General features: G+C 70.6%; 19 protein-coding genes. 8 read left to right on the top strand and 11 right to left on the bottom strand.

Annotation, left to right across the window (positions count from 1 at the left end; genetic code table 11):
* Positions 1 to 28: 28 nt before the first annotated feature.
* Genes E6R60_RS03340 through E6R60_RS03330 form a run of 3 tightly spaced genes read right to left on the bottom strand, consistent with a single transcriptional unit; the run spans position 29 to position 3,594 of the window.
* Positions 29 to 1,243 carry an acetyl-CoA C-acetyltransferase gene (locus E6R60_RS03340; RefSeq protein ID WP_136324821.1) on the bottom strand — a complete coding sequence of 405 codons (1,215 nt, stop codon included), beginning with the start codon at positions 1,241 to 1,243 and terminating at the stop codon, positions 29 to 31.
* Positions 1,244 to 1,291: 48 nt separating this feature from the next.
* Positions 1,292 to 2,434: an acyl-CoA dehydrogenase family protein gene (locus E6R60_RS03335; protein ID WP_136324820.1), complete on the bottom strand. Its 1,143-nt coding sequence runs from the start codon at positions 2,432 to 2,434 to the stop codon at positions 1,292 to 1,294.
* A complete protein-coding gene (locus tag E6R60_RS03330; protein ID WP_136324819.1) occupies positions 2,434 to 3,594 on the bottom strand; it encodes a CaiB/BaiF CoA-transferase family protein in 1,161 nt (386 codons plus the stop codon). Before E6R60_RS03330 ends, E6R60_RS03335 begins: the two co-directional genes overlap by 1 nt.
* Before the next feature lie 204 nt (positions 3,595 to 3,798).
* Between E6R60_RS03330 and E6R60_RS03325 the strand changes: the two genes are divergently transcribed.
* Positions 3,799 to 4,989 (top strand): saccharopine dehydrogenase NADP-binding domain-containing protein, encoded by a 1,191-nt coding sequence (locus tag E6R60_RS03325; RefSeq protein WP_136324818.1) that lies wholly within the window; start codon positions 3,799 to 3,801, stop codon positions 4,987 to 4,989.
* A 22-nt stretch (positions 4,990 to 5,011) separates the two neighbouring features.
* On the opposite strand, the gene E6R60_RS36535 is transcribed toward E6R60_RS03325, so the two are convergent.
* The 3 genes from E6R60_RS36535 to E6R60_RS03315 form a co-directional block, all read right to left on the bottom strand.
* Positions 5,012 to 5,155 (bottom strand): hypothetical protein, encoded by a 144-nt coding sequence (locus tag E6R60_RS36535; RefSeq protein ID WP_168713526.1) that lies wholly within the window; start codon positions 5,153 to 5,155, stop codon positions 5,012 to 5,014.
* A gap of 244 nt (positions 5,156 to 5,399) precedes the next feature.
* On the bottom strand, positions 5,400 to 9,359 hold the full coding sequence (locus E6R60_RS03320) for a ThuA domain-containing protein (RefSeq protein ID WP_206309298.1): 3,960 nt from the start codon (positions 9,357 to 9,359) through the stop codon (positions 5,400 to 5,402).
* A gap of 368 nt (positions 9,360 to 9,727) precedes the next feature.
* Positions 9,728 to 10,708 carry a multicopper oxidase domain-containing protein gene (locus E6R60_RS03315; RefSeq protein ID WP_136324816.1) on the bottom strand — a complete coding sequence of 327 codons (981 nt, stop codon included), beginning with the start codon at positions 10,706 to 10,708 and terminating at the stop codon, positions 9,728 to 9,730.
* Positions 10,709 to 11,372: 664 nt separating this feature from the next.
* On the opposite strand from E6R60_RS03315, the gene E6R60_RS36530 reads away from it, so the two are divergent.
* Complete coding sequence (locus E6R60_RS36530) at positions 11,373 to 13,484, top strand: Ig-like domain repeat protein (protein ID WP_240802378.1); 2,112 nt, start codon at positions 11,373 to 11,375, stop codon at positions 13,482 to 13,484.
* Between the two features lie 279 nt (positions 13,485 to 13,763).
* The gene (locus tag E6R60_RS03290) at positions 13,764 to 14,954 is read left to right on the top strand and encodes an ROK family protein (RefSeq protein ID WP_240802369.1); all 1,191 of its coding nucleotides are present in this window, start codon (positions 13,764 to 13,766) and stop codon (positions 14,952 to 14,954) included.
* A gap of 54 nt (positions 14,955 to 15,008) precedes the next feature.
* On the opposite strand, the gene E6R60_RS03285 is transcribed toward E6R60_RS03290, so the two are convergent.
* Positions 15,009 to 15,686 carry an endonuclease V gene (locus E6R60_RS03285; RefSeq protein WP_206309297.1) on the bottom strand — a complete coding sequence of 226 codons (678 nt, stop codon included), beginning with the start codon at positions 15,684 to 15,686 and terminating at the stop codon, positions 15,009 to 15,011.
* Positions 15,687 to 15,776: 90 nt separating this feature from the next.
* Here E6R60_RS03285 and E6R60_RS03280 point away from each other — a divergent pair, with 90 nt between their 5' ends.
* Positions 15,777 to 16,085 (top strand): YciI family protein, encoded by a 309-nt coding sequence (locus E6R60_RS03280; RefSeq protein WP_136324814.1) that lies wholly within the window; start codon positions 15,777 to 15,779, stop codon positions 16,083 to 16,085.
* Positions 16,086 to 16,125: 40 nt separating this feature from the next.
* Here E6R60_RS03280 and E6R60_RS03275 read toward each other — a convergent pair whose 3' ends face one another.
* A complete protein-coding gene (locus E6R60_RS03275) occupies positions 16,126 to 17,217 on the bottom strand; it encodes an oxidoreductase (protein WP_206309296.1) in 1,092 nt (363 codons plus the stop codon).
* A 215-nt stretch (positions 17,218 to 17,432) separates the two neighbouring features.
* Between E6R60_RS03275 and E6R60_RS03270 the strand changes: the two genes are divergently transcribed.
* The 4 genes from E6R60_RS03270 (at position 17,433) to E6R60_RS03255 (ending at position 22,056) form a co-directional block, all read left to right on the top strand.
* Positions 17,433 to 17,849, top strand: a complete 417-nt coding sequence (locus tag E6R60_RS03270; RefSeq protein ID WP_136324813.1) for an SsgA family sporulation/cell division regulator — start codon at positions 17,433 to 17,435, stop codon at positions 17,847 to 17,849.
* Positions 17,850 to 18,179: 330 nt separating this feature from the next.
* Positions 18,180 to 19,811: an ABC-F family ATP-binding cassette domain-containing protein gene (locus E6R60_RS03265; RefSeq protein WP_136324812.1), complete on the top strand. Its 1,632-nt coding sequence runs from the start codon at positions 18,180 to 18,182 to the stop codon at positions 19,809 to 19,811.
* Between the two features lie 253 nt (positions 19,812 to 20,064).
* A complete protein-coding gene (locus E6R60_RS03260) occupies positions 20,065 to 21,039 on the top strand; it encodes an acyl-ACP desaturase (protein ID WP_136324811.1) in 975 nt (324 codons plus the stop codon).
* A gap of 108 nt (positions 21,040 to 21,147) precedes the next feature.
* A complete protein-coding gene (locus E6R60_RS03255) occupies positions 21,148 to 22,056 on the top strand; it encodes a chitosanase (RefSeq protein WP_136324918.1) in 909 nt (302 codons plus the stop codon).
* A 15-nt stretch (positions 22,057 to 22,071) separates the two neighbouring features.
* Here E6R60_RS03255 and E6R60_RS03250 read toward each other — a convergent pair whose 3' ends face one another.
* The 3 genes from E6R60_RS03250 to E6R60_RS03240 all read right to left on the bottom strand — a co-directional run bounded on the left by E6R60_RS03250 (position 22,072) and on the right by E6R60_RS03240 (position 24,426).
* Positions 22,072 to 22,326: a WhiB family transcriptional regulator gene (locus tag E6R60_RS03250; RefSeq protein ID WP_136324810.1), complete on the bottom strand. Its 255-nt coding sequence runs from the start codon at positions 22,324 to 22,326 to the stop codon at positions 22,072 to 22,074.
* Between the two features lie 93 nt (positions 22,327 to 22,419).
* The gene (locus tag E6R60_RS03245) at positions 22,420 to 23,220 is read right to left on the bottom strand and encodes a VOC family protein (protein ID WP_136324809.1); all 801 of its coding nucleotides are present in this window, start codon (positions 23,218 to 23,220) and stop codon (positions 22,420 to 22,422) included.
* A 132-nt stretch (positions 23,221 to 23,352) separates the two neighbouring features.
* Entirely contained in the window at positions 23,353 to 24,426 is a 1,074-nt protein-coding gene (locus E6R60_RS03240) for an LLM class flavin-dependent oxidoreductase (RefSeq protein WP_136324808.1), read from the bottom strand.
* Between the last annotated feature and the right edge of the window lie 4 nt (positions 24,427 to 24,430).

The following is a 24,430-nucleotide window of genomic DNA, read 5'->3' as shown; positions in this document are numbered from 1 at the left end:
CTTGTCTTCTCCGTAGGAAGGGGAACGGTCAGAGACGCTCGATGACGGTGGCGACGCCCATGCCGCCGCCGACGCAGAGGGTGGCGAGGCCGTAGCGCTCGTCGCGGCGCTCCAGTTCGTCGATGAGCGTGCCGAGGATCATCGCGCCGGTGGCGCCGAGCGGGTGGCCGAGCGCGATGGCGCCGCCGTTGACGTTGACCTTGTCGAGGGAGATCCCCATGTCGCGGACGAAGCGCAGCACGACGCCGGCGAAGGCCTCGTTGATCTCGACGAGGTCGATGTCGTCGATGGTCAGGCCGGCCTTGGCGAGCGCCTTGCGGGTGGCGGGCGCGGGACCGGTGAGCATGATGGTGGGCTCGGATCCGGAGACGGCGGCGGAGACGATCCGGGCGCGCGGGGTGAGTCCGTAGCGCTCCCCGATCTCCTTCGAGCCGATCGCGACGAGGGCGGCTCCGTCGACGATGCCGGAGGAGTTGCCCGCGTGGTGGACGTGGTCGATCCTCTCCACCCAGTGGTACTTCTGGAGAGCCACCGCGTCGAAGCCGCCCATCTCGCCGATGGCCGCGAAGGACGGCTTGAGCGCCGCGAGGGAGTCGGCCGTGGTGCCGGGGCGCATGTGCTCGTCGTGGTCGAGGACGACGAGGCCGTTGCGGTCCTTGACGGGGACGACGGACCGAGCGAAGCGGCCGTCCTTCCACGCCTCGGCCGCCCGCTCCTGGGACAGGGCGGCGAACTCGTCGACGTCGCGGCGCGAGAAGCCCTCGATGGTCGCGATGAGGTCGGCGCCGATGCCCTGCGGCGCGAAGCCGGTCTCGTAGTTCGTCATCGGGTCCATGGCCCAGGCGCCGCCGTCGGAGCCCATCGGGACGCGGGACATCGACTCGACGCCGCCCGCCAGGATGAGGTCCTCCCAGCCCGAACGGACCTTGGCGGCCGCGAGGTTGACCGCCTCCAGGCCCGAGGCGCAGAAGCGGTTCTCCTGGACTCCCGCGACGGTGTCGGGGAGGCCGGCCGCGATGGCGGCGATGCGCGCGATGTCGGACCCCTGGTCGCCGAGCGGGCTGACCACACCGAGGACGATGTCGTCGATGGCCGCCGGGTCCAGGCCCGGGAAGCGGCCGCGGAGCTCGTGGATCAGGCCGACGACGAGGTCGATCGGCTTGGTGCCGTGCAGGGCCCCGTTGGCCTTGCCGCGGCCGCGCGGGGTGCGGATCGCGTCGTAGACGAATGCTTCGGTACTCAAGACAGCTGCCTTTCGAGGGTGGTGGCGCGGGCGTGGTGGCGAACGCGGTCAGGCGAGCAGCGAGCGGCCGATGATCTCCTTCATGATCTCGGTCGTTCCTCCGTAGATGGTCTGGATACGGCCGTCGGTGAAGGCCCTGGCCACCGGGAACTCCGCCATGTAGCCGTATCCGCCGTGCAGTTGCAGACAGCGGTCCGCGACGCGCTTCTGCAGTTCGGTCGCCCACCACTTCGCCATGGAGGCGTGCACGGCGTCGAGTGTCCCGTCCGAGTGGTCGACGATGCACCGGTCGAGGAAGGCGCGGGTGACGGCGCACTCGGTGGCCATCTCCGCGATCTCGAAGCGGATGTGCTGGAGCTTGGAGAGCGGACGCCCGAAGGCCTCGCGCTCCTTGACGTAGGTGGTGGTGATCTCCAGGAGGTGCTCGGCGGCGGCGATCCCGGCGACGGCTATGCCCATCCGTTCCTGGGCGAGGTTGGTCATCAGGTGGAGGAAGGCGCCGTTGAGTTCACCGAGGAGGTTCTCCTTGGGGACGCGCACGTCGTGGAAGAACAACTCCGCGGTGTCCTGGGACTTCTGGCCGATCTTTTCGAGGTTGCGGCCGCGTTCGAAGCCCTCGGCGCCGCGTTCGACGACGATCAGCGAGAGGCCCTTCGCGCCGCCGTCCGGGGTGGTCTTCGCGACGACGACCACGAGGTCGGCGAGGATGCCGTTGGAGATGAACGTCTTGGAGCCGTTGAGCAGCCAGTGGTCGCCCTTGTCCTCGGCGGTGGTGCGGATGCCCTGGAGGTCGGAGCCGGCGCCGGGTTCGGTCATCGCGATGGCGGTGATGATCTCGCCGCTGCAGAAGCCGGGCAGCCAGCGCCGCTTCTGCTCCTCGGTGGCGAGACCGGTGAGGTAGGGGCCGATGATGTCGTTGTGCAGGCCGAGCGCGAGGCCGGGGGCGCCCGCCCGGGTGAACTCCTCGGCGAGGACGGCGCTGTAGCGGAAGTCGGTGTTACCGCCGCCCCCGTACTCCTCGGGCACGGCGAGGCCGAGCAGCCCTTGCCGGCCGGCGGCGCGCCAGGCCTCGCGCGAGACGATGCCGTCCTTCTCCCACTGTTCGTAGTACGGGAGGACTTCCTTGGACAGAAAGGTGCGGACCGTCTCGCGGAACGCGTCGTGCTCCTCGGTGAAGATCTGCCGCTGCATCAGTCGGTCGTGTCCTTCCGGGTGGTCCGCAGGGCCGGTACGCCCCAGTCGGCGGCGACGGCTTCGGTGTCCGCGCCCGGCAGGGCCGGTCCGCTGTGCACCGAGGAGGGCGTGGCCGAGAACCGGGGCGCGGGCGCGGGCTGGGTGAGTCCGCCGTGTTCGACGAAGGTGGAGCGGGCGGCGAGGTGCGGGTGGTGCGGTGCCTCGCGCAGGGAGAGAACGGGGGCCACGCAGGCGTCCGAGCCGTCGAAGACCTCGGTCCACTCGGCCCGGGTGCGGGTGCGGAACCGGGCGGCGACGAGGGCGCGCAGTTCGTCCCAGCGGGCGAGGTCGCCCCGGTCGGGTGCGGTCTCGGCGATGCCGAGGAGTTCGGTGAACTCGGCGTAGAACCGCTTCTCGAGCGGCCCGACCGCCATGTGGGCGCCGTCGGCGGTCTCGTACGAGCCGTAGAACGGGCAGCCCCCGTCCAGGAGGTTGGAGCCGCGCCGGTCCTGCCAGCCACCGGCCTGCAGCATGCCGTGGATCATCATGGTGAGGTGCGCGGTGCCGTCGACGATCGCCGCGTCGACGACCTGTCCGCTGCCGCCGGGGGTCCGGGCGTGCTGGAGGGCGGCGAGGATGCCGACGACGAGGTAGAGCGAGCCGCCGGCGTAGTCGCCGAGCAGGTTGGCCGGGACGACGGGCGGCTCCCCCGCCGTGCCGATCATCGAGAGGGCCCCGGTGACGGCGATGTAGGCGATGTCGTGCCCGGCCCGCTCCGCGAGGGGGCCGTCCTGGCCCCAGCCGGTCATCCGTCCGTAGACGAGCTGAGGATTGCGGGCCAGGCAGGCGTCCGGTCCGACGCCCAGGCGTTCGGCGACCCCGGGCCGGTAGCCCTCGATCAGGACGTCCGCGCGCTCGGCCAGGTCCAGGACCGTGTCCGGACCGGTCGCGGCCTTGAGGTCGACCAGGACGGAGCGCTTGTTGCGGTTGGTGAGGTCACCGGCCGGCTCGATGCCGAGGCCGGCCCCGCCGGGCCGGTCGACCCGCACCACGTCGGCGCCCAGATCGGCCAGGAGCATCGCGGCGAACGGGCCGGGCCCGATGCCCGCCAGCTCGACCACGCGCACCCCGGCCAGCGGGCCGCGCGACCCGTGCGAGCCGTTCCCTGTCGTTGCCATCGAGCCTCCGGCGGTATGACACAACCGATGTAACATCGATGATGCTAAGAACGCGCCGCCCTCCGCACAACCCCTTGGAGCGAGCAAGCGCTTAGTTCCTTCGTGGCTGATCTTCTCGCACGCGGCCTCCCCGGTCGCGCAGCGCCACGTACAGCTCCGCTACCCTCTGCCTGCCACATCGGCGCAGCCCTCGCGGAGGCACTCGTGAACAGGCAGAGCGGGGCACCACGCCCCTATGACGTAGTCCTCTTCGGCGCTACCGGCTTCGTGGGTGAACTCACCGCCGCGTATCTGGCGGCCCACGCCCCGGACGGCTGCCGCTGGGCCCTGGCGGGGCGCAATCGCGCCAAACTGGAAGAGCTGCGCGACCGGCTCACCGCGCTGCATCCCCACTGCGCGGACCTGCCGCTGCTGCGCGCCGACGCCGACGACGCGGACGCGCTGCGCGAACTGGCCGAGTCCACCCATGTGGTGGCCACCACCGTCGGCCCGTACATCTGGTACGGAAAGAAGCTGGTCGCCGCCTGCGCCGAGGCGGGGACGGACTACACGGATCTCTCGGGTGAGCCGGAGTTCGCCGACCGGACGTATCTGGAGCACGACGCCCGGGCGCGCGAGACCGGGGCCCGGATCCTGCACGCGTGCGGCTTCGACTCCGTACCGCACGATCTGGGCGTGTACTTCACGGTCCAGCAGCTGCCCGAGGACGTTCCGCTCCGCATCGACGGATTCGTCCGCTCCAACGCCTTCATCTCGGGCGGCACGCTGGCCTCCACCCTCACCATCATGGGCCGCGGCCCGCAGATGGTGCGCGCCGCCAGGGAGCGCCGTCTCCACGAGCCCCGGCTGGTCGCCCGCCGCGCCGCCGCCCCGCTCGGCGTGCCCCGCTTCAGCGCGGAGACCGGCACCTGGGCGCTGCCCCTGCCGACGCTCGACGCGCAGATCGTGAAGCGTTCGGCCCGCGCACTCCCCCGCTACGGCCCCGACTTCCGCTACCGGCACTACGCCTCGGTGAAGCATCTCCCGCTGGCCCTGGCAGGCACCGCGGCGGTGGGGGTGCTGGTCGGCGCGGCGCAGGTTCCGGCGGTACGGAGCTGGCTGATGGACCGCTACGAGCCCGGGTCCGGCCCGGACGAGGAGCGCCGCGACCGGAGCTGGTTCACGGTCCGGTTCGTCGGCGAGGGCGGTGGCCGCCGGGTCCTCACCGAGGTCTCGGGCGGTGATCCGGGTTACGGCGAGACGGCGAAGATGCTGGCGGAATCGGCGCTGTGCCTGGCGCTCGACGAGCTGCCGCCCACCTCGGGGCAGGTCACGACGGCCGTCGCCATGGGAGACGCGCTGCTGGAGCGGCTGCGCGGCGCCGGTCTGCGCTTCCGGGTGGCGGACGTGCGCTGACGCCCCGGCAGCCCCGGGCGGCCTAGAGGATCCAGGACGCCAGGGTGTAGAGGATCGCCCCGGCCCAGACGAAGGCGACGGCACCCCCGATCAGCATGCCCGCCGCCACGCGGCGCTGAGCGGGGTGGAGGGGAGCGGTTCGGACATGCGAGCGAGATGCGTTCATGTGTCCAGACTGCCGACCATGATCGGCGGGCGCCATCCGTACGGATACTCAGCTTGACGTTCGACCAGGCCGGTCACCTGACTGCTGATCCCGGCGCTTTCCCGGGACAGCAGGACGGCCGTTCCTCACGCCTCGCGGTGCCGGGCGGCATCGCGTGGAGGAACGGCCGCCCACCGGCGGGGACGCGGCCGGGACCGCGGCCCCACGGCCGCGGTCCCGGCCTGCTTGCCCGCATGCGCCCCTGCTACAGGTTCCGCACCCGGATGTCGCGGAACTCGGCCAGGTCGTTGTCGCTGTGGTTCTGCAGCCCGATGTACCCGCTGAGGAACTGGCGCAGGTCCGTGGGCGGGTCGCCCGCCCGGGACGACGCCTTGCCCGGTGTGTTGTCGAACTCGTTGATCACCTCGCCGTTGCGGATGATCGTGTAGTGCTGTCCGACCGCACGGATCTCGTAGTCGTTCCACTGGCCCTTGGGGGTCACCCCCGCCTTGTCGAGACCCACCGGCTTGAAGTTGTACACCGAGCCGGTCTTCTGGGCCTCGCCCCCGGAGCCGTCGTAGATCTGGATCTCCTGTCCGCAGTAGACGGCGAGCCACTCCTGGGCGGTGCGGGCCGAGCCGACCGTCCCGCAACTGCCGGCCGGACGGTCGGCCAGGGGCGTCCGTGGATCCGGGAACCTGATGAAGACGCCCGTGTTGGCATGGGCGGTGCCCGGCGCCACGTCCCGGAACCGGAGTCTCACGGAGAAGTCCCCGAGCTCCTTCCCGGCGTACCAGAGCATCCCCATGCCGCCGGAGGTGCGCAGGGTGCCGTCGGACTGGAGCGAGAACTTCCCCGGCCCCGCCTGCCGCCAGTCGGCCAGGCTCGCCGCCGTCCCGTCGAAGAGCGGGCGGTATCCGGCGACCTTGCCGATCCGGCTCTGCGCGGCGGCCTTGCCGATCGCCGACGCCTCCTTGTTGTCCAGGACGTCCTGCTTGCGGAGGTCGTTGACCACACTGCTGACGTGACTGACGAACTCGCCGTGGTTCGGCCAGGACGCCTCGTCGTCGATCAGGTCGTTGACGGTGCAGCCGCCACCGGCCTTGTGGTTGGCCACACCCGTGTCGGTGTCGAGCAGCCTCACGGTCCTGCGTGCGTCCGGAGCGGAGCAGCCGGCCTTCGCGTCGATCGTCGCGGTGGCCTTCTCACCGTCCGCGTAGGTGACCGTCAGCTTCGCGTGGTACGTGCCGTAGTCGGCGTACGTGTGCGTCGGAGCGGCCTCGTGCGAGGGCGCGCTGCCGTCGCCGAAGTCCCACTCCCACGCCACCCCGCCGGCCCTGGCGCCGGAGAAGGCCACCGTCTTCGGCTTGCTCTGCGTGACCACGCGCGCTCCCGCGGCCTGCGGGTTCGGGGTGGCCGGCCCACCGTGGTAGCTGATGCGGATGAGCTTCTGGTTGGGGTGCAGGCTGAAGAAGCCGCCCGCGTAGTCGAGCATGTACAGGGCGCCGTCGGGACCGAACTTGGCGTCCATCCAGCTCTGCAGCTGGGTGGCCCCGCCGCCGGGCGCGATGATGCTGCGGAGGTCCTCACCGAAGGCCGGCGCGCCCGCGTCCTTGACGCGGTCCGGGTCGACCGTCACCGCGACGCGGTTGTTGGCGTTGGACTCGTCGCCGATGAACCACTTGTCCTCCCAGTACGCCGGCCAGGCGTCGCCGCTCTCCGTGTTCACCTGGGAGCGGTGGTAGGTCGGACCCGACATGACGGCCTGGCCGCCGCCCTTGAAGTACGGCTCCGTGTACGTGGCCTCGCTCTCGACGTACGACGGCAGGCCGCTGCCGTCGGAGCGCTCGGGGTAGACCGGGCCGCCGCCCTGGGGCGAGAACCAGATCATGTTGTCGCGGGCCGCCGGGATGTCCGTCAGACCGGTGTTGCGCGGCGACTCGTTCTTGAGGTGGTCGCAGTCGTACCAGCCGGTGAGCTTCTTGGCGTCGGTGTTGCTGCGGTCGCGGTAGGGCTGCTTGTTCCCCATGCAGTACGGCCAGCCCTGGTTGCCCGCGGACGTGATGACCGTGGCCGTCTCGTACTTGGCCGGACCCAGCTCGGGATCGGGCGCGCCGGCGTCCGGGCCGACCCAGCCGGCGTTCAGCCAGTTGTGCACCGGGTCGACGGACAGCCGCGCGATGTTGCGGACACCCATCACATAGATCTCGGGACGGGTCTTGTCCGTTCCCGGCGGGAAGAGGTTGCCCTGGGGAATGGTGTACGTGCCGTCCGGCTCGGGGTGGATCCGGAGGATCTTCCCGTTCAGGTTGTTCGTGTTGCCGGCCGTGCGGCGGGCGTCCTGGAAGGAGACACCCTTGTACTCCTCGGTCCAGTTGTTCCCGGAGTACCCTCCCGAGCCGCCCGAGGAGTTGTTGTCACCGGAGCCGATGTAGAGATTGCCGTTCCTGTCGAAGGCCATCCCGCCACCGGCGTGGCAGCAGCTGTGGATCTGGGTGTCCCAGTGCAGCAGGTCCTTGCGGGTGCCCTGGTCGATGGAGTCCGACCCGAAGTCGTAGGTGAGCCGGGAGACCGTCCGCTGGCCGATCCGCTTGTCACGGTCGATCGAGTCGTGCGGCATCCAGAAGATGTACATCCACCCGTTCTTCTCGAACTTCGGGTCGAGGGTGATGCCGATGAGGCCTTCCTCGTTCTTGACCAGTTCGTCGCCACTGCCCCGGTTCCCCATCACGTCGAGCGTGGTGAGCAGTTTGACCTTCTTGGTGGCGGGGTCCCACTGGTGGATGGTGCCGCAGCCCAGGCCGACCTTGGGGTCGTTCCAGTCGACGACCGCTCCGGACGGGCAGGCGGCCTTGCCGATGTAGAAGGCCTTGCCGTCGGGCGCCATGGTCAGACCGTGCGGCTCACCGATCTGGTCCAGCTGCCCGGCCTTGTTCTGGGCGGTCAGCCGCTCGGTGGTGTAGTTGGACGCGATGGTGGCCTGACAGTCACCCCGCACCATGCCGGTGGTCCACTCGATGGCGCCGAGGAGGTGGTCCTGGAACTTCGGGTCGCTGGTGTAGCTCTCCTCGGTGCGCCCCATGCCGGTGTAGAAGGACCTGCCGCCCTCGTAGTCACGGCACCACGAGATCGGGTGGAAGGGGCCGTTGGCGCTGAGGCCCGGCTTGTACGCGTTCTCCTCCACCTGGGCGAGGGTGTGGACCTTGCCGATGGGGTTGGGGTCCCAGTTGATCCACTGGTCGGAGCGGGTCCAGTTGAGGGGCAGCCCCTTGTTGGCCGGGTGCCGGCGGTCCGTCACGTCGACGACGGCCTGCTGGACCTTCGAGTCCTGCGGCGGCGTCGGGTTGGCGGTGAAGAGCCGCAGCTCGGCGAGCTGGATCAGCGGCTCACCGCCGTTCGCGGTGATCTCCAGCCGGTAGTTCTGGTAGGCGTCCTTGTTGGTGAACTGGAACTGCCTGGTCTGGCCGCGCGAGGTGAAGGTCTCGCCGCTCCGAGTGTCCAGGGTCTTCCACGTCTTGCCGTCGTCCGACCCCTGGAGTTTCCAGTCCTTGGGGTCGCGTCCCGTGTAGTCATTGCCGGAGGTCAGCGCGTAGTTGACGATCGCGACGGGCTTGGCGAGCTTCGCGGTGACCCAGCCGGTCGGATCGAAGGTCAGCCACTTGGTGTCGTTCTTGCCGTCGAACAGCTTGTCCTTCGACTCGTTCGGCGGGTTGTCCCCGCTGACCGCGCTCTCGACGACCTTCTCGGCGTCGGGCAGACCCAGCGCCGGACGGCTGCCGATCAGCCCGGTGAACCAGGAGGAGTCGGACTGGGCCCGCGCGGCGTCGTGCACGCCGACGAAACCGCCGCCGTCACTGATGTACGCCTTGAACGCGGCCTCCTCCTCGGCACTGAGCGTCACACCGTCGGCCGACAGGAACACCACGCCTCGGTAGTCGGCGAGGCCGGCGGCGTTGAACACGCTCGCGTCCTCGGACTCGACGACCTTGAACCCGTTCTCGGAGCCGAGCTTCGCGATCGCCGCCGCGGCCTTCTTCACCGGGTCGTCCTGCTGGGCGGCAGGCCCGTGGAAGACGAGCACGTTCACGCCGGAGTCGGCCGCGGCGGCTCGCTCCCCGGCGCTGTCGGCCGGTTTCGCCTGGGCCTGCACGGCGGGCAGCGTGGACAGCCCGACGCTCAGCGCGGCGCTCGACAGCATGACGACCGCCCGGCGCCAGGGGCGCACCCGCCGCCTCGGTCGCCCGCCCGGCGCGGGCGGGGCTCCGCTTCTCCTCGACCGTGTGAACGGGTCTCTCTTGCCCATGCTTACTCCTTGACTCGATCCGGAATCGGAAGAGCGATCAGGGGATGGGGCCTTGTCCTGTTCTCGGGCTGCCGCCGGCCCGGACGGCGGGGGCCGGCCCGGACGGCGGGAACCGGCCCGGACGGCGGGAACCGGCCCGGACGGCAGGAACCGGCCCGGACGGCAGGAACCGGCCCGGACGGCAGGGGGCAGGCGTTGACCGTGCGCCCGGTCACGGGACCCGCCGCTGTGACGCGCTCTCGCTCGGCGACACGCCGTACCGGGGAGGCGCGGGGAGCGTGCGGGAGACGCTAGTGGTGGGCCATCCCTTCCATCCCCTCCATCCCGCCGCCACCGGGGACGTTGCCGTCGGCGTCGGCCACCTGGAAGATCCCGACCATGCCCATGTCCGCGTGGCTCTGGACATGGCAGTGGTACATCCAGTTGCCCGCCCCGACCCGGGCGCCCGCCACCACCTGGAAGCCGAAGGAGTCCCCCGGGCCGACGGTCTTGGTGTCGATCACGCGGGTCTCGTCCTTGGGTCCCTGCATGAGGCCGGTGCGGTTGTCGACCCAGCGGTGTCCGTGCACGTGGAAGGTGTGGAAGAACTCCCCGTGCGTGATGACGATGAACTCCACCCGCTCGCCGACGACGGCCTTGAGCGTCGGGACGTCGTGGTGGGCCCTGTTGTTGATCGTCATGTCGTTGAACACCACGGTGAACTGCTTGTCGGGCAGCACGTCGCCCTTCCTGCGTACGACGACCGGCCCGTACAGCCCCTTCTTGAGGCCTCCCGTGCCGTGCTCGGTGCCCACCTGGTGATCGTGGTAGTGCCAGTAGCCGGCGCTGCCCGTCTCCCACGTGCCGTCGTGGTTGGGCCCCGGCGCGTGGGTGCGCCAGACGTACGTCCGGCGGCCACCGGGTTCGACAACGCTGTCATTCATCTTGGTTCCGTCGCTCGCCACGTCGTAGTCCACGCCGTGCACATGCAGACTCGCGGCGACGTCCAGGTTGTTGACGACCTCGATGTTCATCGTGTCGCCCTCGGTCAGCTCGATGAGCGGGCCGGGCACGGACGCCTTGCCGGGCTCGAGGCCGTAGCCCATCTCCCCGTTCGGCAGCTTCTCCATGTACAGGGTCAGCCGACGGACGGTTCCCTTGTTGTTCCCCTGCCCGTTGCCCTCGCCGGGCTTGTCCTTCGATACGGCCGCGGTAGCGCCCAGCACCGTGGGCACGACCGCCGCGGCCGCCGCCCCGGTGGCGAACGCCCGCCGGGAGAAGTGGCGTCTCATACCTGAGTCTGAGTCGAACATCGCTCTCCAATTCCTCGAAACGCGAAGGTGCACGCGGTCGTCTCGTGGTCGTGGTCCGAGCCGCCGACGACGGCAGCTGCCGTGTCACGGCGGTACGCGTGGTGCGCCTGGCGTGCGCTCCCGCCGGGGGCGGGACGGTCGCCGGACCGGACTTCGGGTGGCGGCGGTCGGACGGGGCCAGGACCTGACGTGAGCTCTGACTCGGCTCGATGGGCCGGCTGCGGCCGGCACCGGACCGACTGGGTGGAGGGATTCACCTCGGAACGCTGGACACCGTAGCGGCCGGGCATCCAGTTTTTCCAGACTCAGGTCAAAGTTCGTTGGATTCTCGTCATAGGTCTTGGCGAATAGTCAAAAGAACCGCTAACTTCCCGACGTTGCCACGTTGGAGGAGGCTGCGCGCACCCTCCCGCCCGGGCCGGGCTGCCGGTCCCGTGAGCAGCCACTCGTACCTCGGAACGCGCTCATCCCGGCGACTGATCGTCCAGCAGGCGGGGCCGTGAGTCCTATGCGGTGCCGCACCAGCGATTTCCCGAAAGGTGCAGCAGTGTCCAGAAGACTGCTCCATGACCAGACGGATCCGCCCCCCTCAAGATCTGCGCTACGTGACCGGTTCGGTGAGCATCCGGCGCTGATGGCGCTGATGGCGGTGGTCTTCACCGCGTTCGCCCTGGCCGTTCCGGCCGCGTACGCCGCGGCGAACCGCTCGGCGGAGCCGGCGGCGGCGAACCAGGTGCTCACCTGGACGGCCGGCGACGACTACACCGAGTACACGTCGGCTCCCGCCACCGCGGTGGCGGGCAGGACGACCATCGTGTTCGAGAGCAGCGCGGCGACGGGCAACACGACGGGGCTGACGCACACGCTCACGTTCGACTCGGCGAACGGCGACTACAACAACGATGTCAGCCTGAACATCCTGGCGAGCCCCTTCGATGCGGAGGGCGGCAAGCACTCGGCGGAGGTCACGCTCACGCCCGGCGTCTACCGGTACTTCTGCGCCATGCCGGGCCACCAGATGATGGTGGGCGAGCTGGTCGTCACGGCCGCTCCCGGCGGGGACGCCACCGCCCCCGAGGCGTCCGCGTCCGTCGCCGGGACCAAGAACAGCGCCGGGGAGTACGTCGGCACCGCGACGGTCACCGTGTCCGCCACGGACACCGAATCGGGCGTCGCCACCATCGAGTACGCCCTCGACGGCACCACGTACAAGCCCTACACCAGTCCCGTCGCCGTCAGCACCGCTGGACAGCACACCCTGTCCTACCGGGCCACCGACAAGGCCGGAAACACCTCCACCGCCAAGTCGGTCACCTTCACCGTCGCCGCATCCCAACCCCCGAAGGACACCACCCCACCTGACACCTCCGCCACCGTCACCGGAACCAAGAACAGCGCCGGAGCGTACGTCTCCACCGCGACCGTGACCGTGACCGCCTCCGACACCGAATCCGGCGTCAGCACCATCGAATACGCCCTCGACGACACCCCGTACAAGCCCTACACCAGTCCCGTCGCCGTGAACACCACCGGGCAGCACACCCTCTCCTACCGGGCCACCGACAAGGCCGGAAACACCTCCACCCCGAAGTCCGTGACCTTCACCGTCGTAGCCGCCCCGCCCCAGGACGAAACGGCGCCCGCGGTCTCGGCCTCCGTCGCCGGAACGAAGAACGACGCCGGCGAATACCTCGACAGCGCCACGGTCACCGTGACCGCCACGGACACCGAATCGGGCGTCGCCACCATCGAATACGCCCTCGACGGCACCCCGTACAAGCCCTACACCGCCCCCGTCGCCGTGAACACCACGGGCCAGCACACCCTCTCCTACCGGGCCACCGACAAGGCCGGAAACACCTCCACCGCCAAGTCGGTCACCTTCACCGTCGCCGCACCCCAACCCCCGAAGGACACCACCCCACCCGACACCTCCGCCACCGTCACCGGAACCAAGAACAGCGCCGGAGCGTACGTCTCCACCGCGACCGTGACCGTGACCGCCTCCGACACCGAATCCGGCATCGGCACCATCGAATACGCCCTCGACGACACCACGTACAAGCCCTACACCGCCCCCGTCGCCGTCAGCACCACGGGCCAGCACACCCTCTCCTACCGGGCCGCGGACCGGGCGGGCAACACCTCCGCCGTGCAGTCGGTGAAGTTCACCGTCGTGGCGGCTCCGCCCGAGGACCGGACCGCGCCGGAGGTGTCGGCGTCCGTTTCCGGGACGAAGGACGACGCCGGTGCGTACGTGGGCAGCGCGACGGTGGCGGTGACCGCGTCCGACACGGAGTCGGGTGTGGCCGGCATCGAGTACTCGCTCGACGGCGGGCCCTACCTCGGGTACTCCGGCCCGGTGGCGATCACCAAGTCCGGGAGCCACACCCTGCTCTACCGGGCCAGTGACAAGGCCGGTAACACGTCCACCCCGAAGTCACTGTCCCTCACGGTCGTCGACGGCAAGCCGCCGGCCGACTGCGCCGAGACGGACGACCGGTCCACCGTGTTCACCGGTCTGGTCAACACCGGTGTCCCGAACCGTGTCACGGCCAACGGCTGCACGATCAACGAGCTGATCGAGGACCACCGGGCCTGGAAGAACCACGGCGCGTTCGTCTCCCACGTCGGGGACCTCGTCACCGTGCTGCGGAAGGAAGGAGTCCTCGACCAGCGCGAGGCCGCAGCGATCAAGAAGGCCGCCGCGCAGTCCGACGTCGGGATGCGGGACAGGGGTCCTGACGGCCGCTGAGCCGTGATCCGCAAGGACCACGCGAGCAGCGCACCGGGCCCGGTGGGGCGGAGTCCGACCACTCCCCCCACCGGGCCCTGCCGTCTGCGCACGGACGGGCGGCGCCGAACCGGCCTGCCGCACACCGCTTCGGCACACCGGCTTTGTCCCTGACCGATGGAAAGTCCTGCGAGTCGGCGCATAAGTATCTTTTCCCACGGTCGGCACGGTGCTACCGTCCGACGCGACCCGAGCCCGAACATCGGTCAGGGCCGAGACACTTACCACCACGGGGGCGGCGTGAGGAGCTCGACGGTCCGACCGGCCAATCTGCATCAGGCCCGTCTGCTCCGCCTGCTGCGCGACCTCGGGCCGCAGTCCCGGGTCGCTCTGGGCGGTCTGGTGGAACTCTCGCGTTCCAAGCTCGCGTTCGAGATCGAGCGGCTGACGGAGTCCGGGCTGATCGTCCCCGACGGCCTCGCCGCCTCCCGCGGCGGCCGCCGCTCGTACAACGTCCGGGTCGCCCCGTCGTTCCGTTTCCTCGGTGTGGACATCGGCGCCACCTCCGTGGATGTCGCGGTCAGCAACGCGGAGTTGGAGATCATCGGCCATCTGGCCGCACCGCTGCATGTGCGGGACGGCCCGGTCGCGGTCCTCGAGCAGGTGCTGGCGCTGGTCGACCGGCTGCGCCGGACGACGTCGGTGGAGCACTTCGACGGTGCCGGGATCGGTGTGCCGGGACCCGTCCGGTTCCCGGAGGGTGTCCCCGTGGCACCTCCGATCATGCCCGGGTGGAACGGTTTCCCGGTCCGCGAGGCGATGAGCCGCGAGCTCGGCTGTCCGGTCCTCGTCGACAACGACGTGAACCTGATGACGCTGGGCGAGCAACAGGCCGGCGCCGCCCGGTCCGTGCGCGACTTCCTGTGCGTGAAACTGGGGACGGGGATCGGCTGTGGCATCGTCGTCGACGGCGAGGTACGCCGGGGTGTGACCGGAAGCGCGGGCGACATCGGTCATATCCGGGTGGAACCGGACGGGCCCCGGTGCCCCTGCGGCAACACCGGCTGTCTGGAAGCCTGCTTCAGCGGGAACGCGCTGGCCCGCGACGCGACGGCACTCGCCCGGTCCGGCGGCTCGGCCGCACTGGCCGAGCGGCTCGCGTCGGCCGGGCGGCTGACGGCGGCGGACGTGTCGGCCGCCGCGGGCGCCGGGGACACCGCTGCCCAGGACCTGATCCGCGAGGGCGGAACGCGCACCGGCCACGTCATCGCCGGCCTCGTCAGCTTCTTCAACCCCGGCCTGGTCGTCATCGGCGGCGGGCTCACGGGGCTCGGCCACCGCCTCCTGGCGAGCATCCGCACCCAGATCTATCACCAGTCGCTGCCGTTGGCGACCGGCAATCTGCCGATCGTGCCGGGCGAACTCGGGCCGGTCGCCGGGGTCGTCGGCGCCACCCGGCTGATCAGCGACCACGTCTTCTCGCCCGCCTGACGCTCCACCTCGCGACAGCGGTCCGCCGTCCTCTCCGGTGGCGCCGGAAGCCGTTCAGGCGGTCGCCTCACGGAGCGCCCGCCTGCACAACGCGTCGGCCCTGCGGGTGGTCTCCGGCTGACGGAAGTCGCGGGCCAGCACCAGCGTGTGCGCGCAGGCGTTGTCCAGGCCCGTGCGGTGTCCGACGGAGACGTACACCGGTTTGGTCCCGTCCTGGGTGCGCAACGCCTGCCCCACGACCTCGTCCCCGTCCAGCAGCGGGGACCGGTCGCCGCGGTGGGGGCCCGGCTGTTCGTAGGAGAAGGTGAACGGATTCTTCGCGACGCCGATGACGGGGAGCCCGGTGAGCACGCCCAGGTGGCTCGCGAGGCCGAAGCGGCGCGGGTGTGCCCGCCCGTAGCCGTCGCAGACGACGAGACCCGGGTCGACGGGCAGGGACTCCAGGGCGGCCAGCACGGTGGGGATCTCACGGAAGGCGAGGAGTCCCGGCACGTACGGGAAGGTGACCTGCCCGACGGCGGTGGACTCGGCCACCACCTCCAGGGTGGCCGCGTCCAGCACGACGGCCGCCGCCACCACGACGTCTCGTTCGTCGTCGTAGGCCACGTCGACGCCCGTCACCCGTCCGGTGCCCGGTGGCGGCCCCGTCTCGTCGAGTACCACCCGGGTGCGCAGGGTGTCCTGGAGGGCACGTGCCTCGGCCTCGTCTGCGGGCATCCGGAGTGTCGTCATGGTGCAGGCCAGCTTAGACCGGCCGGCACGGGCGGCCGGGCGGCGAATCGAACGCAGGGCCGCAGGTGGCGCTCCCGTAACCTGCTGGTCATGTTCGTACTTGAGCTGGCCTACACCGCCCCGCTGGACCGCGTCGACGCGCTGCTGGAGGAGCACGTCGCCTGGCTCGACGTCCAGTACGCGGCCGGGGTGTTCATCGCCTCCGGCCGCAAGAACCCGCGCGAGGGCGGGGTGATTCTCGCGGTCGGCGACGACCGGGACGCGATCACACGGCTCACCGCGTCCGACCCGTTCGTCGTCCACGGCGTCTGCGCCTACCGGATCACGGAGTTCATCGCGACGAAGACGGCAGACGCGCTCGCTCCGTACCGTCAGCAGGTTCGGACCGACCGGCTGTGAACCGCCGGACAGGCACCGACGCCTGTCCGGCCGTCCGTTCTCAGCGGATGACCGCGCGTGCGGCCCGCCCCTTCTCGCCGGCTGCCCAGCAACTCCCGTCCGCCGTGCAGTCGACCGTGTCGTAGGAGCCGGTGTCGACCGTGCGCCAGGTACGGCCGCCGTCCGTGGTGAGGTCCGTGCCGGTCGGGCCGACCGCCAGGGCCGCCGACCGGCTGTGCGGCAGCCAGGCGACGCCGGAGCGGTAGGCGGCGGGCGGCGTCCGGGACGGCTGCCAGCCGCGGCCCCCGTCGGAGGTGACGGCGGAGGCGCGGGGCGAGGGCTGGTCGGTGCGGTAGTCGCCGCCCACCGCGATGCCGTGACCGCGGTCCCTGAAGGCGAGGCCGAAGACACCCCGTGCCGGGTCGCCGGCCGGGATCGGCGAGGGGGTCGCGGTCCACGTCAGTCCGCGGTCGCGCGAGTGCAGGACCCGGGCGACAGCCGCCCCGCCGGTCGCCAGCCAGACGTCCTTCGGACCGGAACTGACCAGGCACTGGCCACTGGCCGCGAACCCGGCCTCGCCGGACTGCGCCTCGGGCATGCCGGCGCTGGGCAGCACGTCCCAGCTGCGGCCCCCGTCGGCGGTGGAAAGGATGCGGAACCGTCCGTCGACGGGGTCGCTCATGGCGAGGCCGTGGCGGCTGTCGAAGAACGTGAGGCAGTCGTAGAACGCGCGGGCGTCGGTGTTGCGGAACGACTCGGTCCAGGTGGCCCCGCCGTCGTCCGTACGCCACACCTGGGATGCCTCGCCCTCGCCGATCGCCAGGGCCACGGCCCGCCGGGCGTCGAAGGCCTCGATGTCCCGGAACTCCAGCCCCGCGTCGGCCGCACCCGGCGGCGAGACGTCGCGCCAGTGCCGGCCGCCGTCGGTGGTGCGCAGCACGGTGCCCTTCGAGCCCGCGAGCCAGGCCGTACGGCTGCTGACGGCCGCGAGACCGCGGAAACGCGCGTCGGCGCCCGTGTCGGTGGGCGTCCAGGCCGGCCCGTGCCGTTCGCCGGGTGCGGCGTGGGCCGCGGGCGCGGCCAGCGCGGCGGCCAGCGCCGCCCCGCACAGTCCCAGTGACATCAGTCGTCTCGTCTTCCCCATGACGTTCATGGCGCTGGAAGCTAACCCACGGGTCACGTGACGTCCAGGGTGCATGGATCCGGGTGGGCCGCCGGGAAGTGGGCACCCGTGCAGGCAGCGGCACGCGGTGACGCAGCTCACGCCGTGCTCCGGTGCACGGATCGGCGGGTTCCGTCGTCTGTACAAGAGCGCCGGACGCCGCACGTGCCGGAAACCGTTCCACCGGTCGCGAGAGGGAGCAGGTCGTGTCCACCGAAATCGAACAGTCCGTGCAGGCCCGCATGGTCGCATCAGCACCGCAGATGGAAACACTGCCCGCGGTGCTGAGTTACAACCGCACGGATCCCTTCGCCGTGCGCATGGCGTTCCCCGCGCCGGCGACGCTGCAAGGGGCCGAGGTGTCCTGGGAGTTCTCCCGGGAGCTGCTGGCGGCGGGGGTGGACGGGCCGGCCGGGGTCGGGGACGTCCGCGTCAGGCCCTTCGGATACGACCGCACGGTGCTGGAGTTCCACGCCGCCGAGGGCATCGCCATGGTGCACGTGCACACGGCGGAGCTGCGCCGGTTCCTGCGGCGCGCGCAGGAGCTGGTCCCCTCGGGGGACGAGCACCGCTTCCTGGATCTGGACCGGAGCCTGACGCATCTGCTCGGTGGTCCCTGCTGACGACGCCCGGGGCCTTCGCGCGGGACAGGACCTTTTAATCCGCTTGCCCGTCCCGCCGGGCCGCCGTACCTTCGAACTCGTCCTTGTCGTCGCCGATAGGAGTAGGACGTTGCTCGTCTGAGGTCTTGAGACACCGTGTCGCGCGCCGTGCCATGTCCGCACATGTCCGCGTGCCCGAGTGTGACCTCAGCTCTTCGAGCCGTCCTCCGCGACCAGGGCTTCCCTCTTCCTTTCCGGCAGGTCCCCACCCCCGGGAAACTTCCGTGGAAAGCCAGTGACCGGTGTCTCGCCCCGTTGCCCCTGTCCTTCCTCGCAACCGGGAGATTCCTTATGTCTGCCCCTGTCACTCACCTCACCTGCTCCTCGCTCTCCTTCGCCTGGCCCGACGGCAGCCCGGTCCTCGAAAACTTCGATCTCACCGTGGGACCCGGCCGTACCGGTCTCATCGGGCTCAACGGCTCCGGCAAGTCGACCCTGCTGCGGCTGATCGCCGGGGAGCTCACTCCGGCCGAGGGCCACATCAGGACGGCGGGCGAGGTCGGGTATCTGCCGCAGAACCTGGTCCTGGACACCGCGTTGCGCGTCGACGCCGCCCTGGGCATCGCCGAGACCCGTGCCGCGCTGCACGCCATCGAGGCGGGTGACGTCGCCGAGGAGCGGTTCGCCGTCGTCGGCGACGACTGGGACGTGGAGGAGCGGGCACGCGCCACGCTCGACCAGCTCGGCCTCGGCCACATCGGGCTCGACCGCACGATCGGTGAGATGTCGGGCGGCGAGTGCGTGCTGCTGCGTCTGGCGGCGCTGCTGCTGGCCCGGCCGGACGTCCTGCTGCTGGACGAACCGACCAACAACCTGGATCTGTACGCACGCGGCCGTCTCTACGCGGCGGTCGACGCGTGGAACGGCGTTCTCGTCGTCGTCAGCCACGACCGGGAACTCCTGGAACGGGTCGACCAGATCGCCGATCTGCGGGACGCCTCGGTCACCTGGTACGGCGGGAACCTCTCGGCGTACGAGGAGGCGCTCGCCGTGGAACAGGAGGCCGCCGAGCGGATGGTGCGGGTCGCCGAGGCCGATGTGCACCGCCAGAAGCGCGAACTCGCCGAGGCCCAGGTGAAACTGGCGCGGCGCAAGCGCTACGGACAGAAGATGCAGGAGAGCAAACGCGAGCCGAAGATCGTCATGGGCGCCCGCAAGCGCTCGGCGCAGGAGTCTGCCGGCAAGCACCGCATCATGCACGCAGGCAGGCTGGCGGAGGCGAAGGAGCGACTGGACGAAGCCGTCGAGGCGGTGCGGGACGACGCCGAGATCAGGGTCGAACTGCCGCACACCAAGGTCCATCCGGGCCAGGGTGTCCTGCTGCTGAGCGATCTGGAACTCGCCTACGGGGCACGGGTGCGGGGTGCGTTCGAGGTGCGCGGTCCCGAGCGCATCGCGTTGGTGGGCCGTAACGGCGCGGGGAAGACCACGCTGCTGCGGACGCTGGCGGGCGAGCTGGAACCGGTGTCCGGCGAGGCGTCGGTGTCGTTGCCGCTGCGCTTTCTGCCCCAGCGGCTGGATGTGCTGGACGACGAGTTGAGCGTGGTGGAGAACGTGGCGCGGTTCGCGCCGGACGCCACGGACAACCGCATCAGGGCGCGACTGGCCCATTTCCTCTTCCGGGGGGCGCGGGCGGACCGGCCGGCCGGGACCCTCTCGGGCGGGGAGAGGTTCCGTGCGGCTCTGGCCTCGCTGCTGCTGGCCGAGCCGGCGCCTCAGCTGCTGATGCTGGACGAGCCGACGAACAACCTGGACATGGCGAGCGTGCGCCGGCTGACCGCGGCGCTCGAGGCGTACGAGGGGGCGCTGATCGTGGCGAGCCACGACGTGCCGTTCCTCGAATCGCTCGGGATCACGCGCTGGCTGCTGCTGGACGGCGGGATCCGGGACACCACGGCCGAGGAGGTGCGCGCCGGGCTGTGAGACGGGGCGGGGGCGGGGCGAGGGAGGCGTCCGCGGCAGATGGCGGAGTGCGGCCGATCAGTCGATTTCGGCGCCTTTCACGCCCTGTCCCGGCCCCTCCCTGACCCTCCGTATACGCGCCTGAGCTGGGGATATGACAGCGAGTGAACGATTGTCGCCCGGATGGGCTTGGCGGAGCCCTTACCGCCGCTTTAACCTACGGTCTCGTAACCTACGAAGCCGTAGGTAATTTCTCCCGTCCCCAGGAGCCCTTGTGACGATCACCTCTCCCCACCTCGGCAGTTCACAGGCGTGGACCGACGCCCAACTGCTGTACGCGCTGGAAGAGGTGGTGGAGAAGGAACTCAACCGCCATCTCAAGGTCGCCAAGGACTGGATGCCGCACGAGTACGTGCCGTTCTCCGACGGCCGCAACTTCCCCGGCGTCTTCGAGGACGGCCAGGCCTGGGAGGCCGGGCAGTCCAAGGTCACCGACATCGGCAAGATCGCCCTGGTCGTGAACTTGCTGACCGAGGACAACCTGCCCAGCTACCACCACGAGATCGCCTCGCTCTTCGGCCGCGACGGCGCCTGGGGCACCTGGGTGCACCGCTGGACGGCCGAGGAGGGGCGTCACGGCATCGTGATGCGCGACTACCTGCTCACCTCGCGCGCCGTGGACCCGGACAAGCTGGAGCAGTTCCGGATGGCGCACATGGCGGAGGGCTTCGAGTCCGACAACCGCCACTCGATGCTGCACTCCGTGGCGTACGTGGCGTTCCAGGAGCTGGCGACCCGGGTCTCGCACCGCAACACCGGGCACCAGTCGGGCGACCCCGTCTGCGACCGCATGCTGGCGCGGATCGCGACCGACGAGAACCTGCACATGGTGTTCTACCGCAACCTCCTCGGCGCCGCCTTCGAGCTCGCGCCGGACCTGACGATGCAGTCCGTACGCGACGTCGTCGTGAACTTCCGGATGCCCGGCCACGGCATGCCCGGCTTCGAGCGGGCGGCCGCGCAGATGGCGATCGGCGAGATCTACAACATGCGGATCCACCACGACGACGTCATCCAGCCGGTGCTGCGCTACCTGAAGGTGCTCGACATCGACGGCCTGGGCCCGGAGGGCCTCCAGGCGCAGGAGGAGCTCGGTCTGTACATGAACGGGCTGGACAGCGAGGCGTCGAAGTTCGACGAGAAGCTCGCCGCCCGCAAGGCCCGCCTGGCGGCCCGCGCCCAGGCCTGACGGCCGGCCCCACGGCCGCGACGGGGCGGGCTTCCCCGGCTCGCCCCGGCCCCCGGGGCCGAGCCCTGCCCAGGGCCGCGCGGACCGTACTCTGTGCGCGTGAAACCTGTGACCCGTCTCGTTCTGTTCGGTGCGCCGATAGCCATCGCCGTTTCCCTGCTCTTCAACGGCGACGGCGACCCGGGGCTGCCCACCGGCTCGCCCCGGCCGACCGCGCCGGCCGCCGCCGACGAGGCGGCGGACCCGTACGCCGGAGCGGACGACGAGGACCTGCGCGAGCTGAACGCACGCGTCGCCGCGATGCCGCCCGGGCTCGCCGCGCCGAAGATGCGCGAGGTCGCCTGGAAGCTGCTGGCCAGCGCCGAGGGATCGACCCTGGACTGGCGCAGCCAGTACGGCGCGATCGAGGACACCGGGGACGGCACGGGGTACAACGCCGGGATCGTCGGCTTCTGCTCCCGTACGCACGACATGCTGGCGTTCGTCGAGTCGTTCACCGCGGATCATCCGGACAGTCCGCTGCGTCCGTTCGTTCCCGCGCTGCGCAAGGTCGACGGCTCCGCTTCGCACGAGGGACTGGACCCCGGATTCACGGCCGCCTGGAAGAAGGCGGCGCAGGACCCCGTCTTCCGTGCCGCCCAGGACCGCGTCCGGCTGAAGCAGTACTTCGAACCGGCCGTCCATCTGGCGAAACTGGACGGGCTCGGCACCCTGGGTCAGTTCATGTACTTCGACGCCATGGTCCTCCACGGTCCCGGGTCCGAGGAGGACGCGTTCTACGGCATCCGGAAGGCGGCCCTGGCCGAGGCGGACACGGTCGCGGAGGGCGGCGACGAGACGGCCTATCTGGACGCCTTCCTCGAAGCGGCCCGGACCGTGATGAAGTCGAAGAAGCACCAGCAGGACACCTCGCGCCTCGACACCGCCCAGCGGGTGTTCCTGGAGGACGGGAACCTGGCCCTGGAACTTCCGCTGACCTGGCAGATGTACGGCGAGACGTTCCGCATCCCGGCCTGATCCGCCGTCCGGCGTTCACGCCCGGTCGCGGTCCACTCTGCGGAGCCGGTCACGCTCCTTCTCGGAGAGACCGCCCCACACGCCGAAGCGCTCGTCGTTGTCGAGTGCGTACTCCAGGCAGGCCACTCGTCCCTCGCAGGCGTTGCAGAGCTGCTTGGCCTCACGGGTGGAGCTGCCGGGGGCGGGGAAGAAGAACTCGGGCCCCGTCTGTGCGCACAGCGCTGTCTCCTGCCAGGCGAGAGCGGGGTCGGTCGCGGTGTTGATCAGCATGGGCCACACAGTGCCCTGCCGCGATAAACGACTGATCAACGATCCATCAACTGGCCGGAGGGCCGCTCGCGGCGTGTTCCCGGACCGCCCCGGTCAGGCGGCGGGCGTCTGCGCGCTCCTGATCACCGCGAAGGCGGCGCCGTACGGATCGGCGACGTGGGCGAAGGTGCCGACGCCTTCCATCTCCATGGGTTCCAGTGTCAGCTTGCCGCCGAGCCGCTCGACCGCCGTCGCGGCGGCGTCGCAGTCGTCGACCTCGATGTACGGCAGCCAGTGCGGCCCGGCGACGGCCCGGACGGGCACCGCGTCCAGCGGGACGAGCCCGCCGAACGAGGTCTTCTCGCCGCCGCCCGCCGTTCGGGCGACGGTGTACGCCCCCGTGCCGTCCGGATAGGGCGTCTGCGTGGTCTCCCAGCCGAAGACCGCGCCGTAGAACGCCGCGGCCGCCGGTACGTCGGGGGTGTACAGCTCGGCCCAGCAGAGGCTGCCCCGTTCGTTCACCCGGCCGAGTCCCGGGTTCTGCCGGGGCTGCCAGACGCCGAAGTACGCCCCGGCGCGGTCGGTGAACCCGCCCATCCGGCCGTACTCCAGCACGTCCATCGGCGGGAACGCCACCGTCCCCGCGGCCTTTTCCACGGCCCGGGCGGTGGCGTCGACGTCCGCCGACCGGAAGTACACGGACCAGGACGGCTTCGCCTGCTCCTCGGTGACCGTCATCGCGCCGCCGACGGTCTTCCCGTTCAGCAGGAACATGCCGTAGCCGCCGGTCTCGGGGCCGCCGGGCTGGAACTCCCAGCCGAGGAGAGCGGTGTAGAAGGCCCTGGCCCCTTCGAGATCCGGTGTGCCGAGATCCATCCAGTTGGGCGCTCCGTCGACGAAACGGGTGGTGAGCATGGCCGGCTCCTTCGGTGGTCCCGTTCCCGGACAGCAGGAATTCCTGATGCTTCGAGTCTTCCACCGGTCACTGACGGCCGCAGTCCCTGCGTGCTCCGGCCGCGGCCGGCCGGAGCACCCGCGTCCCGCTCGTCAGCGTGCGACGCCCAGCGCCGGCAGCACCGTCTCCGCCACCCGGTACGCCTCCTCCAGGAGCGGGTTGCCGGAGAGGATGAAGGTGTCGACGCCCAGGTCCTCGAACTCCTTGAGCCGCTCGACGACCTGCGCGGTGGATCCCACCACGGCGGTTCCCGGGCCCGGCCGGAAGAGGCTCATGCCCGGCCACATGTTGGGGTGGACCTCCAGCTCACGGGCGTGCGCGGGAACCTTTCCACCGTGCTGGCGGAACTGCCGCTGCCAGCCGACGCCGTCCTCGCCCGCCCGGTCGCCGAGTTGGCGGGCGTACGTCGCGTCGCTGGTGACGTCCAGGAGCCGGTCGGCCGCGGCCCAGGCCTCCGCCTCCGTGTCCCGGACGATCAGGTGGAGCCGCAGCCCGATCCTGAGCGTGCGGCCGTAGGCGGCGGCCCTGGCCCGGACCCTCTCCAGCTTCTCCTTGAGCAGGTGCGGCGGCTCGCCCCAGGTCAGGAAGACGTCCACGTGCTCGGCGGCCATCTCGATGCCGGGATCGGACGAGCCGCCGAACCAGAGCGGGATGTGTCCGTCCTGGACCGGCTTCAGGTCCCGGAAGGAGGCGCCGGCGTTCTTCAGGTCGTAGAAGCGGCCCTTGTGGTCGAAGACCTCGCCGGCCGTCAGCCGCTTCACGATCGACCAGTACTCCGCGCTCAGCTCGTACCGTTCGTCGTGCTCCACGTGGAGTCCGTACTCCTGCAGGGGCTTGGTTGAACCGTTGACCACGTTGAAGCGGAGGCGTCCGCCGAAGAGCGTGTCGAAGCTCAGCGCCATCTTCGCGAGCAGGGTCGGCGCGACGAGCCCGGGGTGGACGGCGAGCAGGGGCTTGAACCGGGTGCTGGTCGACGCGGCCAGCGCGCTGCCGAGCGGCCAGACGTCGTACAGGTCGGTGGCGAGCAGCGCACCGCTGTAGCCGAGCCGCTCGACCGTCCCGGCCAGCTGGGTCAGGTAGCCGAGGTCGACCGGGCGTCTGCCCGCCGGCTCCCAGGGGTAGGCGCCTTCGCGCGGAATGATGTACCAGAGGACTTCGGTCGCCATGTCG

The sequence above is a fragment of the Streptomyces sp. A0642 genome, from assembly GCF_004795105.1.
GTDB lineage: Bacteria > Actinomycetota > Actinomycetes > Streptomycetales > Streptomycetaceae > Streptomyces.
Note: the sequence above shows the minus strand (reverse complement) of the source record. Positions and strands in the feature narration are given on the sequence as shown.